Here is a 15,167-nt window from a genome sequence, read left to right as displayed (position 1 = left end):
GGAGACCCCAGAATACACGGTGGCTGACCTGCATGTATCCCGAGTTGCGCGAGAACCGTCCCCACGACACGCCGGAATTGGCATCGCCTTCACAGTTTGCGGGCCGTACGACATCCCAACCAGGGACAACTGACCGCGAGACATGGCCGTCGACGGAACGCTGTGACTGATGCTCGCGTGTCACAAGACAAAACCGAGGTCGTCGGTCGTCGGTCTGCGCTTTCCGACGAACTCGAGTCTGTCCTGTGCTGCGCCAGCTGCGTCTCCGAGCCGGCAGAACACTATCGAGTCGACGCTGATGTCGATCTTCGCGATTGCAGACTTCCGTAGCCGGACCTCCTGTGCAGCAGTCAGATCAATCAGGAAGACGCTGTACTGGATTCGGTCACCATATGACTCCAACAGCTTCGCGAGTCTGGTCCGGCGCAGATCGTCGACCACATCGTAGGCGATAAGGAGACGAAAGAGATTCTGACTCAACGTGTCCGAATCCCCACGTAGGTGTCGTCAGTTCCGTCGAGAACCCCGAGAATCATCCTCGCCTGAACCTCGAATGCCCTCTGCCATGTGACCTTGTATCCGAACCTCGGATGGGTGAACTGCTGGGCGATTCGCCGTTGATACTCGCTGGTCACTGCCCGTCGCCCGGTCGGTGTCAGCCGCGGTAAGCCACTCACTTCCGTATTGAAATCTGCAGTGGTGAGCTTTCCTGTGTTGATGGCCGTCAGTACTGCCGAGTCGGCAACGACAGGTCGGAACTGCTCCATGAGATCGAGCGCCAATGCCGGCTTGTTGCGGACCGGACTATGCACGAAGCCGGCGTGCGGATCGAGGCCGCACGCGTGCAGCGCCCGGATACAGTCGGCAAGCAAGAGACTGTAGGCGTAGTTGAGTGCCGCGTTGACCGGATCTCCCGCATGTCGTCCGGTGCGTCCACTCCATCCCGCGGCGAAGCCGCTATCTACGTTGGAGGCCAGGCATTGCTGCAGTCGTCCGAAATAGATGGCGGCAGCCTCGCCTTCAAGACCCAGGATCTCGGGAACCGAGTGCGCGGTCGACACCCTCCGCGCAATCTTCCTCATCTCGGCCACCTCGCTATGTACCGCGACACGCGCGTTGCGTCGCAACTGCGTCGCCTGGTTGGCAACTTTGCATGCGATGAGCTCTCGAGCGAGGTCCAGATGACCTGACTCGCTCAGCACATGCTGGCGGACACGGGCAACGGCGTTGGGCGACTTTGCCGAACGGGCATGACCGACCACACGTCCGGTACCGGAACACCACACGATCGTGTAGCCGCGCCACAGGACCTCGCGGATCAACGCCGACGACATGTCGACACTGCCGTGAATCACCAGTCCGACAACGCGTTCCAGTGGAACCGAGTGAGTTTCCTCCCTGGCCTTGTGGACCACGATCCGCCCAGACCTGATCGATGCCCGACTACCTGGCGTCGTCAGATGGAGGATGTCGCCACCGGGGTTGCTCACCGCAATACGTCTGACCTCAGCCTGCATCACCCGTCGTTCGTCGGGAAGGCATACCCCCACATGGGAACACGAGCGACAACGTGGATCGTCTACCAACGGCAAGGGCGCCGTGGGCGAGTCGATGACGTTGCGGGTGCGCCGCACCCATTCCAGCGCTTCGCCACGGTCGGCATCGACTGTCTCCACCACAACTGACCTGCGGTGATTAGTGAAGTAGACGCGCTTCTCATCCACCGTTACACCGCTCGCCTCCAGACACATCTGTTGCAACATCAGTTGCATCACGTTGGCCCGGGTGACTTCAGGAACCCGCCTTACCGGTGTCGCCTTGTACTCGATCAAGACGACATGATCTGCTTCTCCTTTCACCACATCGCATTTGCCCACGAGACCCATCTGATCGTGAACCACGTCGACCGACCGGCTCTCCCTCAGATTGTCAGCCGGCCGATCGACACGTTCATGAGCTGCGCCGCCGGCCTGCATCTCTGCACTGTCGACCTGCTCACCCACCGCTTCGATCCATGCACGCCGCTCACAGAAGACGGTGTGTGCCACCAAACTGATCGGTAACACCGATTGTTCCTCGGTCATGGCAATCTGCTAAAACGGCTCGAACGTACCCGAAAGGACCTGGCGTTCGGGTGCGCTGGAGCTTCCGGCCTTACGGATGGGAAACTTCACGATCCCCCGAATTCCCTGCCTCACCAGCCTTTCTCGTGCGCCCACCACTGTGATTCCGTCACGTTCTTCCGGATCACCAAACGCAGAGGTGGAAAAGTCCCGCGACCGAAGGACCCTGCGCAACTTGGCCGGAGTCTGCAACGTGGTGTGCATCGGCAGCGCCATCAGTCCTGGGTGCACTCGATCGGTGGGCCACGCCCCGGGAGTGATCGCCACCCCCGTCAGCCGGGGATACAGACGAAAGGCACTGATCCCCCAGAGCGCACACCATGCAACAGCGTCATCGACCGGACCTGGCGGGACCAGACCCGTTCCGGTGCGCGAGTCCGGCTTCCGCGCACTGTCGTCTACGGCCGCGTCGGTGAATGCCTTCTCGATGACATCGGGTTCGCGCGATTCGACGACCTGTGCCAAGTGCGCCAGCCGATTGCGCACGAAGTCCTCGCCCCGGTTACGGGTCTTCATCTCCCATCGCGACGCCCCTTCGTCGTACTGGGCATTCTTGGTACCGAACTGCCAATAGGCCGGCTCGCCCAGCGCCTGCTGCATCCTGGCATCGAGCCACGACTGATTGATCGGATCATCCAGTGCCGCCCGCCGCTTCGCATAGAGTTCCTCCCAGGCATGAGCGCTCTCGGGGGCAGCGATTCGTGGGCTGAACAGGCCCACCTCCACCGACTTCTTGCCCCGCTGGACCGTGGCCACCTGCTGGACCCAGGATCGACTTTCGGCGTGTCGTCGCGCATGATCGCGGACGACCTCACCAAATGATCCGGCCATGTCGTCCGGGCCTCTGATCGACATCCGTGGTTCGGGGTCCTCGGACCATCGGAGCCGAAGACCATGGCACCGGGCCTCCTCGAGGATCGACGTCAACCCGAATCCGGCGAAGTGGGTCAACGCACTCGTATAGGGGCCGGCAAGAATGATCTCGGTCATGATCCCTCCATCGACACCGTGCAGTCCGCAGCTCGCAGAACACCTTCGAGGTAGGCACATTCCCATGCACCCCAATATCTTTCAGTCACTTCAACAAGCTCGTCCCAGCCGCCCTCATCGAAGAGGACCTCGGCCAGGCCTGCCAGATCGTCCGCGAATCCACTGCGGATCTCCGCCGCCGAGTGCGTGAAGTTCGACCTACCACGTCCGTGACTCGTTCCCACGAGTCTGACGATGAGGTCCCGCTCAGGATCGTGCGCAAAGGCATCCGCCGCGTACACCGCCGACAACTGTTCGTGCCGCCAGCCGACCGGCAGAGCGCTGCGACGTCGGCGCCATCGCGGTACCTCGGCATAGTTGTCGCCGCTCTTCGCCAGTGGCTCCGTCCCTCGTTCCGCGCCGAGCACGCGTTGGAACTCAGGGTGGAGCTTGCCATCATCGTGGTGAAGACCTGCTTCGTACACGACCCGCTGCAGAGTCTCCGACAGCCCAAGGCCACTGGCAATCTCACGCGCACGCCGAGCCACCGCTTCCTGATGACTGGAGAGCACCACCTTTCCGCGACCCGTCCAGGTCTGAAGTGCATCCTCCTGCTGCGCAGCTGAATCAACAGATCGCACGACGGCCCAGGCCAAGATCTCAGAAGCCACCTCCGGTACCGCCGGCGTCTCCACTTGTAGTTCTGCGGGCAAGTCGGGGAGTGCGTACTGAATCTCCCTTACCGCCAACGCTTGTGCCGTATCCTCGGTCTCGGTTTCGTCGGTGTCGTTGTCCCACAGTGCTCGAGTGACCTGCTTGAGGATGGCGGCATCGGATGGATCGTCACCGATCAGTACGCGAAGCGCGTCGCCCCAGATGGTCGCTGCCTGTCCATCCGCGTTGTCGACGGCGATGAGCCCATCCCGCACGATCGGATGTTCGGCGTCGACAATCAGTGTGTCTCCGGGAATGACCCGATCAGCATCGTCGATATCAAGGCGGCGCAGCACTCCTTCACGGACCACGAACACCCGACGGTGACGGGCGGTGCCCCTGATCAGCTCGATGACGTCGCCGGCGGTGGCGATCGAAACGGGATACACCTCGTCGGCTATCACCGGTGTCGCCTGCAGCAGCGCGGACGCGGTGGCGTCGTCGACAGGGAGCGGACCCCGTCGGACGACTCCCACGGTGGCCGGCTCGACTTCCAGATCGTCGCGCAGCCACCGCGCGAGTTCGATGTCGGCCACCAGATCCTCCGACGTCGTCGTGAGGACCTCGACCTCCCCCGGCTCCGGCCGTGACAGGACGGCCCGGGGATGCGCCGCTTCGGGCGGCGGGGACACCGAGATCGCAGCGGGTGCGAGACCGATCGCATGACCGGCCAAGCCCTGGAGCCACCGGTAACTCGAGGCGAGTTCGTCGGCCGCGTACGGGCCATGCCGTGTGGTGGGTTCGGTCTCGGGCACCACCACAACGCATTCCCCCTGATCACGGTTCCCGAGCCGGTTCACACGCCCCGCACGTTGGGCGAGAGAGGTTCCGGGTGCGAGTTCGGTGACCAGCGATGCCAGATCCACATCGATACCCACTTCGAGTGTCTGTGTTGCCACGATGACCCGGATCTCCGAGTCCCCAGACACTGTGAATGCATCGGGATGCCGATCCTTCATCACTGCCAGGTCCAGCGGACGCAACGGCCCGATCCACAGCAGTACCGCGTCGCCGTAGATTCCCCGGAGCTGTGAGTAGACCTCGCCCGCCGTGACGACCGTGTTCACCACGCAGCCGACGGTCTCAAGATCTCCGACCGTCTCCACCTGGCGGACCACCTGCTCGGTGATGAACCTTGCATACGTCTTGCTGGGACGCTTACCCGCCGGCCAGTCCGAGGTCGGCATCAGCGACAGCGGTTTCGGACGTTCGAGCCGCCGGGCGAGCACGTGGTCGGCGTCGAGGTCATCGGGGCCGTCGACGCCGACCGCCGTAGTGTCGTCCACTTCATGTGGCGTCGCCGTGGTGGCAACGATCTGCAATCGCGGTACGCCGAGTCGCTCAGCGTTCGTCAACTGTGCACATCGCCGGGCCGCGAAGAGCAACTGCCGATTCAGATGTGCTTCGTCGAGCACCATCACCGAATCCAAGCCCAGGAGCCCGGCCTCCAGAGGCCGTGCGTTCGGCGAGGTCCCATACCCTCGGAACAAGAGCCGGCTTCCCCACATGTCCGGTGTCGCGCAGATGATCGCACAGGCAGCCGGGTCATCGAACCACTGCACTTCTGATCGCTGGGTGCGCGGAGAGCCGGCAAGTCCGCCCCGCAGGCGCGACAAGATGAACGGACCGGACTCGGGGTGAGACCCGAGCCGTGTGAGGCCTTCCCGAACCCGTGCTGCGACCGATTCCTCCGATGCCGCCTGCAACTGGTCGCGAAGGTGTTGTGCACGATCATGATGCGAGTCGACGATCGCACGCCGATTGACCACTGCCGCAAGGCGACGCGGGACGCGCGGACCGCTCCCCCATCCGGCGAGTGCGTTCACGAACAGATGGACGTCGATGACCGCAGACTTTCCCGACCCGGTCGGTGCGGTGATGTGCTCGGGCCATCCACCATGGTCGACGATGTATCGGCAGAGCCGTATCTGCCAGCGGAACGGCGGGTGACCGTTCATTTCACGGAAGTACGCCTCGAAATCCCCAACGCTCAGACCGGTCATGATCGGTATCCCATCGCCGCGGCCGCATCGTGTGGAACATCGAACGGACAGAGCAGACCTCCGCCCAGATGACGACTCTGGCCGATCGCGACGATCGCGGTGTCACTGATCAGGGCCCCCGGACCGAGCACCAATCGGTACGGCTGTGCAACCAGACCCTTCGGCAGTTTGTGGACGTACTTGCCCGTATCCGAGTCAGCTATTCGATGTGTGCTCAACGCCTGCACTCCGCCCCGCTCGACCGCCGCGATGAGTGCGGAATAGCGCTCCCCCGCAGGGGCGTTGCGATCTGGAACATCAACGGCCCCCAGATGGTCTCGGTATGTGAAGCCCACCGACAGCAGTGCCGAGTCCCCCAGCGTCCACGATCGTTCCCCGCGACTCGGTTGTCGGCGTGTTTCGGGAACAACCGCCGGAATCGCGGTCCACAGTCGGGTCGACAACTCGTCGGGCGAACGCCAGAAGGATGCGGCATCGTGGATCGTCGGAGCACCGAGTCGGATTCCACCGTGAGCGCCACGGTACAGCCGTGTCAGCGACGCCAAGACCGTCGCGATGGATTCCAGGCCACCCTCGGGGAGCAGAAGGGCCATTCCCGCACCGAGATGCGGGTGTGCCGACGCCGACACAATGCTCTCCGGAAGCGGCTGAATTGCAATGCGATTCGTCGGGCGCGGGGCACCGGTCGTGTAACGGCCGGTGACCAGCGGCGACGCATCGTCGCCGAGCAGCGCCGTCAACGCACGGTGCATGGTGACCGACCATGCAACCCGGTCGTCAGGCCCGACATCCCGGTTGGTCGGAAAATGGACGATATGAACCCAGGGTGCGTTGACCTCGATGGTCGGCGTGATCTCGTCGTAGCCCAGAACGACCTTCAGATCATGCGACAGCGACGGCGGAGCAGGAAGCTCCGAGGCCTTCCACTTGTCCGCCGAGACGCTCGGCGGCTTGATCGGTTGCGCGCGAACGTAATCAACGTCGAGTTCAGCCGTCCTACCGGGTGCCGCCACCGGCAGCCGGATCGCGACCGAGTTGAACGGGCCCTGTTTCTGCGCCCGCCGATGAGTTGGTTCGATCGTCCCGACCTCCAGCACCACCGGAGAGTCCGCCTCACCCAGGCATGGAACGTCGGCGCACAGGGCGTCCAGCGTCGTCTGGATGTCGTCGGGAACCTGCGCCCATCCCCACCCGATGGGCCCGGCCAGCGCCGTCGAGTCGGTCACGAAGCGCCGCGTCTTGCGCCGTGTCGGTGCGGTTGCGGCGTTCTCCACCACGCCTTCATCACGAAAGGCGAACGCGCCGTTGGTCTGATCGGCGTTCATCTCCCAGTGTGGGAGCTCGATGTAGTCGGGTGGGTTGTCTTCGAGCCATTCCAGCGCGCGAGAGGCGTCTCCATTACGGCTCAGTTCACCTTGCCCTGACACCGCGGTGCAACCGTTGCCGGCCGCGGCCACCAGTGCAGCGTGCAGCCGAAGCGGGGAGGGCAAGAGGTCGGCCTGTCGATCCGGCCGGTGCCCGCGATAGATCCCGAGCGGGAATCTGGCCCGGATACCGATGACGCTCATGTCAGTCCTCGTCGTCGGTATCGGCATCGGCGTTGTTGATGATCAGGTCGTTGCCGGTGACCTCGAAGACCTGACCTTCCCAACGGATACCTGCGAGTGACCGGGCATTCTCGATCGAGGCATTCAGCAACGCGTCGGCGTCCGCGATGGCGAGTGGCTCGAGGTCGATGGTCTTACCGTGCCGGGCATCGATGGTGACCGACGTCGGTCCGGCCTCACGAAGGTTGCAGTTGGCACGGAGATCGAGCTCGGCATCCGCCCGCGCCAGACCTGCGAGTGCGTAGGCAACCAGCAGGGCGCGGCATGCGGCGTCCCCGTCAGGGCCTGCACCGAATCGAAGCTGACGTAGGGCACTGAACGTGATGACATGTGAGCGGATGATCCGACGGCATGCGACCAGCCCGAGCCCGGCGAGTGACGGCGGGATCGCGCCGAGACCGAGAGGTGCGGCAGATGTCCGTCCACTCCGCGATGACTTGATGTCCTTCTCGATCTTCTCCACGTTCTTCGTCGAGAGTTCATCGCGCTGATCGTCGAGCAGTTGCTTCAGCTGGGGACCGGTGAGTCGAACGCTGGCGGCGATCGGGTCCACGCGTGCCCCACCTCGTCGGGGCGGAGTGGTGCCATCCGGGCCCTGATCGGCGAGAACACCGATGACCTCGCCGACGAGACCGCTTCGATAGCGCCCTTGGCGGGACTTTCTGGTGGAGTCCCATCCGCCGAACACAAGTGCAGTGGGCGCCAGTTCCAGGATGGGGCGAACGTCGGCTGTCGTGGCGTTTCGGGCCGCCAGGTAGTCGGGATGCTGTGTCACCGGGGCACCCTCGACGCTGCCTGCTCGGATGTGACCGTCATAGAGACGGTGCGGCAAGGTGTAGTCGAACTCCCGATGACCGCCGCCGTAGGTGACCGCAATACGAGGCGTGAGTGAGAGCGGGTCGATGCCGTCATCGATCGCCTTCTCGATCTCGACCTCCACGCGATTGAGTTGGGACGCCTTCGAGTCGATGAGCACGACCTTCGCGGTCTCGTCGTCGACGAACCTCGTCTCGTAGGCGTACGTCGCGTTCCGCTGATCGACGAATCGGGCAGGTGCGACACCGCCGTGCTCCCCCTCGGCCGGGGTCAGATCGGTGACCGATGTGAGAGCCGCGGCACCACCGGGCCGGCATGCGGCGGTCAGCATATCCAGATCGAGCTGCGTCATGGCAGATCCGTCCTTGTTGTCGGTGGCGATCAGTAGGGTTCGCCGATATAGAAGACGCTACGTCGACCATCTCGAGGCGTCCATCATCTGCCCGAATGAACATGGAGTCGAAACTCAACAACCATGTACTATTCCGCAGCCCAAACGGGGCCGATGACCTGCCGAGTCATCAACCCCGACCGAAGGTCCAGCAGAGCCACGGCCCGCTGGAGACTGTGCTCGGCTTCTGAGACGAAACTCAACGACCATGCCTCAACGAAGACCGTGAATACGGATCGAGCGTCCTCAGCTTAGCGCCGCCGACCAAGACCTCAGGTGGCACGTACGGAATGAACCGACGTCGACCGTGGTGACGTCGGGATGCTCGTCCTGCGGAGATTTCGACACGCCTCGTCGCTGCGCTCCTCGTCGGCTCAATCACCGTAAATCGCGCGCCCCGTCAGATCGGTCACCGGCCAACCACACGCCCCGATCGCCGCGCTCCTCGTCGGCTCAATCACCGTGAACGTGCGCCACGCGTCCCGATCGGTGGGCTCGTCGTCGGCTCAATCAGCGTGAACTGCGCGTCCCGATCGTGCGCTCGTCGTCGGCTCGATCAGCGTTGCATCACGCGCCCCGATCGCTGCCCCACCGGCTCGATCACCGTGCCCGAACACCTCGCCACCGATTCGCTGCGATCCCCCGACAACGCGACAGGCCGCATCCCCACAAGGGATGCGGCCTGTCGGCGGTCTGGAACCAGACTCAGTGCTTCTCGGGTCCGACGTGGTACTCGAAGACCATGCCGGCGGCGCTGCCCATGATGCAGGCGGCGCAGAAGATGCAGAACCAGATGTTGCCGGTGGCGAAACCGACGGCGAACATCGCGGCGGACGCGGCGATCAGGATCGGCCACCAGGAGTGCGGGCTGAAGAAGCCCAGCTCGCCGGCGCCGTCCTCGATCTCGGCCTCTTCGTAGTCCTCCGGGCGGATCTCCACCCGTCGGGACACGAACCGGAAGTAGGTACCGGCGATCAGCGTCAGACCGGCACTGAAGAACATGCCGACCACGCCGACCCACTCCACACCGCGGCTGGTGAATGCGGTGCACAGCGTGTAGATCACGCCGGCCAGGAAGAAGAACGCCGTCAGGAGTTCGAAAAGTCGGGCTTCGACCTTCACGATGCTGCTCCGCTCTTGATCGTGCAGTTGGCGATGCGGGTGTTGTTCGGGTCACCGGTGGCGGTGGCGCTGCCATCGCTCTTGCGGCGGGTGTCGAACGGAACGGTCACCACCGACTCGGGCTCCTGGCAGATCGCCTGCAGCGCCTCGGCGTTGGTGGCCGTCGGGTTGGCCTCGCGGTACTTGATGTAGGCGTCGAAATCGTCGCCCGACACCGCACGCACCTCGAAGTTCATCATCGAGTGGTAGGTACCGCACATCTCCGCGCAGCGGCCGACGAAGGCGCCCTCGGTGTCGATCTTCTCGACCTGGAAGACGTTGTCGGTGTGGTTCTGCTCCGGGAAGGGCAGCACGTCGCGCTTGAACAGGAACTCCGGAACCCAGAAGGAGTGGACGACGTCGGCGGCAGCCAGATCGAACTGGATGCGACGCTCGGTCGGCAGCACCAGGATCGGGATCTCGGTGGAGGTACCGAGGGTCTCGATCGAGTTGAACTTCAGGTAGTTGCGGATGTCGTCATCGCGACCGTTGGCCGGACCCGGCAGCTCTTCGCCGTGGTCGTTGGTCTCCTGCAGCTGCAGGTCGAACGGGCTGCCGTCGTGCTGGAAGAAGCTCTTCTCCGAACCGTCGGCAAAGGTGACGTCGCGGTAGCCGAACTTCCAGTTCCACTGGAAGGCGGTGACGTCGACGACGACCTTGGGGTCGTCGGTCTTCTTCTCGACCTGGTTCTGCACGATCACCGTGAAGTAGAACAGCACGGCGATGATGACGAACGGGATCGCCGTGTAGGTGAGCTCGAGCGGCACGTTGTAGGCGGTCTGACGAGGGAACTCGTCCTTGCCTTCCTTGTGCCGGTGGAAAGTGATGGTCCAGAAGATCAGGGCCCACACCAGAATGCCCATGATGAGGGCCGCGATGACCGACCAGGTCCACAGCTTCCGCATCACTTCGGCTTCCGGAGTGATACCGACCGGCCAGCCGAATCGCACGATCTCGTCGCCGCTACACCCCGTCATCAACAGAGCGCCGACGGCGAGGATCCCGGCGATGCCGATCCGTTTTGCCGTCCGCGACGCGGACGAAGCACGTCGGGCCGGGGGCCGTCCACCGTGTGCCAATTTCACGCCTTCCTGCTCGCTCGGCGCGACGTCTCCGTCGGCCGAGTCGCACGCCACATGACCTGCTCCGGCGCGATCGCCCATCCGACCACTGTCGTAAGACGTTGCCCGGGACCGGGCACCACGATTCACACCGTGGCCGCGCCTGTGTACTACGCAGCGTAGACCAACTCACGGGAACTTTTTCGGTTGGGGTGCATCCGCGCGTCGAAAACTCCGAAAGCCCACGCAGACGCCCAGTTCGCGATCCAGGACACACGAGGCGAGGGCGCCGCGAGTGCCCGGATACGGCATACTCGGAGACCGGCCGGGACGCCTCGTCCCGGATCTGGGGAACTCGAGTCGAAAGAGGCCTTTACTGGTGTGTGGTTTGCTAGGTCTGCTGACGTCCGACGGTTCGGCGGGCAGCGCCGTCGACCTCCTCTCGAAGGCCTCGCACTGCATGCGGCACCGCGGCCCCGACGAGCCGGGAACCTGGCACGACGACGATCTCGTCCTGGGCTTCAACCGGTTGTCGATCATCGACATCGAGCACTCGCATCAGCCGCTGCGCTGGGGCCCGCCGGACAATCCCGACCGCTACGCGCTGGTGTTCAACGGCGAGATCTACAACTATGTCGAGATCCGCGCCGAGCTGGCCGCCGACGAGGGCACGGCCTTCCGTACCGAGGGTGACGGCGAGGCGATCGTCGCCGCCTTCCACCATTGGGGTCCCGACGCGGTACGCCGGTTGCGCGGCATGTTCGCCTTCGCCATCTGGGACACCGAGAACCGCACCCTGTTCCTGGCGCGCGATCCGTTCGGCATCAAGCCGATGTTCCTGGCGACCGGCCCGGGCGGTACCGCCTTCGGCAGCGAGAAGAAGAGCCTGCTCGAACTGCTCGACCGCCTGCAGCTGGGCACCGAACTGGATCTGCGGGCCCTCGAGCACTACACCGAGTTGCAGTACGTCCCCGAGCCGGAGACCGCGCATGCGTCGATCCGCCGCCTCGAGTCCGGCTGCCACGCGACCCTCGCGCCCGGCCAGGCCCCGAAGGTCACGCGCTACTTCACCCCGCAGTTCGGCGTCGTCCCGGTCACCGACGCGACCCGGCAGCGCCGCTACGACGAGATCGCCGAGGTGCTCTCGGACTCGGTCGCCAAGCACATGCGCGCCGACGTCACCGTCGGGTCGTTCCTGTCCGGCGGCATCGACTCCACCGCGATCGCCGCGCTGGCGATCCGGCACAACCCGGATCTGATCACCTTCACCACCGGCTTCGAGCGTGAGGGCTACTCCGAGATCGACGTCGCCGTGGAATCCGCCGAGGCGATCGGCGCGCGCCACATCGTCAAGGTGGTCTCGGAGAGCGAGTTCATCGACGCCATCCCGCAGATCGTCTGGTACCTCGACGACCCGGTCGCCGATCCGGCGCTGGTCCCGCTGTACTTCGTGGCCGCCGAGGCCCGCAAGCACGTCAAGGTGGTGCTCTCGGGAGAGGGCGCCGACGAACTGTTCGGCGGCTACACCATCTACAAGGAACCGCTGTCGCTGTCGGCGTTCGACAAGATGCCCGCCATCATGCGCCGGCTGGCCGGCAAGGTGTCCGACCGCATCCCCGAGGGCACCCGCGGCAAGAGCCTGCTGCATCGCGGGTCGCTGACCCTCGAGGAGCGGTACTACGGCAACGCCCGCAGCTTCGACGACGCCCGGCTGCAGGCGGTGCTGCGCGACTACCGGCCGGAATGGACCCACACCGACGTCACCGCCCCGATCTATGCGATGAGCGAGGGCTGGGACCCGGTCGCCCGGATGCAGCATCTCGACCTGTTCACCTGGTTGCGCGGCGACATCCTGGTCAAGGCCGACAAGACCACCATGGCCAACTCGCTCGAGCTGCGAGTGCCGTTCCTCGACCCGGAGGTGTTCGCCGTCGCCGAACGTCTCCCCTACGAGGAGAAGATCGCCCACGGCACCACCAAGTACGCACTGCGCAAGGCGCTCGAGCAGATCGTGCCGCCCCATGTGCTGCACCGTCGCAAGCTCGGCTTCCCGGTGCCCATCCGCCACTGGCTGGCCGGCTCGCAGATGTACGGCTGGGCCCACCAGACGATCGCCGACTCGCAGACCGACCACCTCTTCGACAAGACGGTGGTGCTGGCGATGCTCGACGAGCACCGGGACGGCGTCATCGACAACAGCCGCCGGCTGTGGACGGTGCTGATCTTCATGGTGTGGCATGCGATCTTCGTGGAGAAGACGCTGGTCCCCCAGATCACCGATCACACCTACCCGGTCAAGCTCTGACCTGATCGCGGGCAGACACCGAAAGAGGGCCGAACCCGGTGCGGGTTCGGCCCTCTCTGGTCGATCAGGGATGTGCCTGCCGGGGCGTCAGAAGATCGCGCCGATCTCCTTGGCGGCGTCGGCACCATAGGCACCCTCGATCCGCGACAGCGCCGAGGCATGATCCCAGGTCCAGTCCTGGGTGGAGACGGTCTCGAGGACGAGCACGGCCACCATCGAGCCGAGCTGGGCGGCCCGCTCGAAGCCGAGTCCCTTGCTCAGGGCGGTCAGGAAACCGGCCCGGAAGCCGTCGCCGACACCGGTCGGGTCGACCTGTGCGGTCTCGGGCACCACCGCGACGTGGATGCGCTCGCCGCCACGCTCGACGATCTCCACGCCACCGGCACCGAGGGTGGTGATGCGGGTGCCGACCATCTCGCCGATCCGCTCCGCCGACAACCCGGTCTTCTCGCGCAGCAGCGCCCACTCGTACTCGTTGGTGAACAGGTAGGTCGCGCCGTCGATCAGCGACCGCGCGGTCTCACCGTCGAGCCGGGCCAGCTGCTGGGACGGATCGGCGGCGAACGGGATGCCCAGGGTGCGGCACTCGTCGGTGTGGGCGACCATGCCGGCCGGGTCGTCGGCGCCGATCAGCACCAGATCCGGGGTACCCGCGGTGGTGATGACGTCGCCGAGGGCGATCTCGCGGGCCTCGCTCATCGCACCGGCGTAGAACGACGCGAGCTGCGCCATGGTCTCGTCGGTGGTGCACATGAAGCGGGCGGTCTGCTTGGTCTCGGAGACACGCACCGAACGGCAGTCGACGCCGTGCGCCTCCAGCCACTGCCGGTAGTCGTGGAAGTCGGCGCCGACCGCGCCCACCAGCACCGGCGAGCCACCCAGTTCCCCCATCGCGTAGGCGATGTTGCCGCCGACCCCGCCACGGCGGACCACGAGATCCTCGACGAGGAAGCTCAGCGAGATGTGTTCGAGTTGATCACCCAGGAGCTGTTCGGAGAACTTGCCCGGAAAGGTCATCAGATGATCGGTCGCGATCGAGCCACACACAAAGATGGTCACGAGGTGTCCTTCGCCCTTCAGTCGGTCGACATGCAGTGGTGCCTCACGTTACTGAGGGTGCCCAAACGCCACCGACCGCACCCCGGCGTTGCGGGGTGCGGTCGGTGGGTGTCCGGTGCGGGGATCGATCAGTTGAACGAGTCGCCGCAGGCGCAGCTGCCGGTCGCGTTCGGGTTGTCGATGGTGAAACCCTGCTTCTCGATGGTGTCGACGAAGTCGATGGTGGCTCCCTGGACGTACGGGGCGCTCATCCGGTCGACGGCGAGGGTGACGCCGCCGAAGTCGTCGGTGAGGTCACCGTCGAGGCTGCGGTCGTCGAAGAACAGCTGGTAGCGCAGGCCCGCACAGCCACCGGGCTGGACGGCGATCCGCAGCGCCAGGTCGTCGCGGCCTTCCTGATCGAGCAGGGCCTTGGCCTTACCGGCGGCGGCGTCGCTCAGGTTGACACCGGTGGTGGTCGCGGTGCCGGATTCGTTCTGCACGGTCATCGATGCTCCTCAGGGGTGATCGTCGTCGCCACGCCGACTCGATGATGTCGGCGAGTGATCGGTTCCGGGGCGGACCCCGGAGGACAGACATCCGATGGGTCGTCGACCCGCGGACGTGATGCCGTTGGTCCAACCGTACCGCGTGCCGACCTATTCCCGCCGCCACGATGGACCACACGGTGGATTCGGCCGGATGTTCACCCCGGCCAGGCCGCGGCCACCGCGCGTGTCAGTCCGGTCAGCTGGGGTCCGGCGTCATCCATCGCGACCTGCACCGATCCGGCGTGGTCGACGACCGAGTGGGCCGCGGCGATCCCGGCGTCGGCGATCTCGTCGGCCCCCAATGTGACCTGCCCCGCCATCACCAGCACCGGCACCTGCGACGCCCGGGCCGTGGCGGTCAGCGCCGACACCACCTTGCCGCGCAGGGTCTGCGAGTCGAACCGGCCTTCCCCGGTGATCAGCAGATC

The 15,167-nt window shown here is 64.9% G+C and carries 12 protein-coding genes and 1 CRISPR repeat array (1 of these 13 running past the window's edge); of the genes, 1 reads left to right on the top strand and 11 read right to left on the bottom strand.

The window, feature by feature from the left end; all coding sequences use genetic code 11:
- A CRISPR array of direct repeats spans positions 1 to 2; the repeat unit is 37 nt (it extends 1,915 nt beyond the left edge of the window).
- A gap of 178 nt (positions 3 to 180) precedes the next feature.
- The 8 genes from cas2 to ctaC all read right to left on the bottom strand — a co-directional run bounded on the left by cas2 (position 181) and on the right by ctaC (position 10,869).
- Positions 181 to 480, bottom strand: a complete 300-nt coding sequence (cas2, locus tag GD1_RS18715; RefSeq protein WP_083534420.1) for a CRISPR-associated endonuclease Cas2 — start codon at positions 478 to 480, stop codon at positions 181 to 183.
- Positions 477 to 2,084, bottom strand: a complete 1,608-nt coding sequence (locus tag GD1_RS18710) for a CRISPR-associated endonuclease Cas4/Cas1 (RefSeq protein ID WP_059039115.1) — start codon at positions 2,082 to 2,084, stop codon at positions 477 to 479. The genes cas2 and GD1_RS18710 overlap by 4 nt, the downstream gene beginning before the upstream one ends.
- A gap of 9 nt (positions 2,085 to 2,093) precedes the next feature.
- Positions 2,094 to 3,113, bottom strand: coding sequence for a hypothetical protein (locus tag GD1_RS18705; RefSeq protein WP_059039114.1), 1,020 nt, complete (start codon positions 3,111 to 3,113; stop codon positions 2,094 to 2,096).
- Positions 3,110 to 5,809 (bottom strand): type I-G CRISPR-associated helicase/endonuclease Cas3g, encoded by a 2,700-nt coding sequence (gene cas3g, locus GD1_RS18700; RefSeq protein WP_083534417.1) that lies wholly within the window; start codon positions 5,807 to 5,809, stop codon positions 3,110 to 3,112. The genes GD1_RS18705 and cas3g overlap by 4 nt, the downstream gene beginning before the upstream one ends.
- Entirely contained in the window at positions 5,806 to 7,377 is a 1,572-nt protein-coding gene (gene csb2 / locus GD1_RS18695) for a type I-G CRISPR-associated protein Csb2 (protein WP_059039112.1), read from the bottom strand. Before csb2 ends, cas3g begins: the two co-directional genes overlap by 4 nt.
- Before the next feature lies 1 nt (position 7,378).
- Positions 7,379 to 8,584, bottom strand: a complete 1,206-nt coding sequence (gene cas7g, locus GD1_RS18690; protein WP_059039111.1) for a type I-G CRISPR-associated RAMP protein Csb1/Cas7g — start codon at positions 8,582 to 8,584, stop codon at positions 7,379 to 7,381.
- Positions 8,585 to 9,328: 744 nt separating this feature from the next.
- Positions 9,329 to 9,745 (bottom strand): cytochrome c oxidase subunit 4, encoded by a 417-nt coding sequence (locus GD1_RS18685; protein WP_020789459.1) that lies wholly within the window; start codon positions 9,743 to 9,745, stop codon positions 9,329 to 9,331.
- Positions 9,742 to 10,869 (bottom strand): aa3-type cytochrome oxidase subunit II, encoded by a 1,128-nt coding sequence (ctaC, locus tag GD1_RS18680; protein ID WP_439108941.1) that lies wholly within the window; start codon positions 10,867 to 10,869, stop codon positions 9,742 to 9,744. Before ctaC ends, GD1_RS18685 begins: the two co-directional genes overlap by 4 nt.
- Before the next feature lie 355 nt (positions 10,870 to 11,224).
- Here ctaC and asnB point away from each other — a divergent pair, with 355 nt between their 5' ends.
- Positions 11,225 to 13,150 (top strand): asparagine synthase (glutamine-hydrolyzing), encoded by a 1,926-nt coding sequence (gene asnB / locus GD1_RS18675; RefSeq protein ID WP_059039110.1) that lies wholly within the window; start codon positions 11,225 to 11,227, stop codon positions 13,148 to 13,150.
- Between the two features lie 87 nt (positions 13,151 to 13,237).
- Here asnB and GD1_RS18670 read toward each other — a convergent pair whose 3' ends face one another.
- The 3 genes from GD1_RS18670 to GD1_RS18660 all read right to left on the bottom strand — a co-directional run.
- The gene (locus GD1_RS18670; protein ID WP_020790970.1) at positions 13,238 to 14,209 is read right to left on the bottom strand and encodes a carbohydrate kinase family protein; all 972 of its coding nucleotides are present in this window, start codon (positions 14,207 to 14,209) and stop codon (positions 13,238 to 13,240) included.
- A 128-nt stretch (positions 14,210 to 14,337) separates the two neighbouring features.
- Positions 14,338 to 14,697, bottom strand: a complete 360-nt coding sequence (locus tag GD1_RS18665; protein WP_020790973.1) for a HesB/IscA family protein — start codon at positions 14,695 to 14,697, stop codon at positions 14,338 to 14,340.
- Positions 14,698 to 14,894: 197 nt separating this feature from the next.
- Positions 14,895 to 15,167, bottom strand: a 273-nt coding sequence (locus tag GD1_RS18660) for a glycerate kinase (RefSeq protein WP_174519077.1), incomplete at its 5' end; no start/stop codon positions are given.

The sequence above is a fragment of the Gordonia desulfuricans NBRC 100010 genome (assembly GCF_001485495.1).
GTDB lineage: Bacteria > Actinomycetota > Actinomycetes > Mycobacteriales > Mycobacteriaceae > Gordonia > Gordonia desulfuricans.
This window is presented reverse-complemented; position numbering and strand designations above follow the sequence as displayed.

Coding starts and splice junctions, on each gene's coding strand:
- cas7g (WP_059039111.1), bottom strand. CDS start 8,584: ATGACGCAGCTCGATCTGGATATGCTGACCGCCGCATGCCGGCCCGGT.
- GD1_RS18705 (WP_059039114.1), bottom strand. CDS start 3,113: ATGACCGAGATCATTCTTGCCGGCCCCTATACGAGTGCGTTGACCCAC.
- cas3g (WP_083534417.1), bottom strand. CDS start 5,809: ATGACCGGTCTGAGCGTTGGGGATTTCGAGGCGTACTTCCGTGAAATG.
- csb2 (WP_059039112.1), bottom strand. CDS start 7,377: ATGAGCGTCATCGGTATCCGGGCCAGATTCCCGCTCGGGATCTATCGC.
- GD1_RS18710 (WP_059039115.1), bottom strand. CDS start 2,084: ATGACCGAGGAACAATCGGTGTTACCGATCAGTTTGGTGGCACACACC.
- GD1_RS18665 (WP_020790973.1), bottom strand. CDS start 14,697: ATGACCGTGCAGAACGAATCCGGCACCGCGACCACCACCGGTGTCAAC.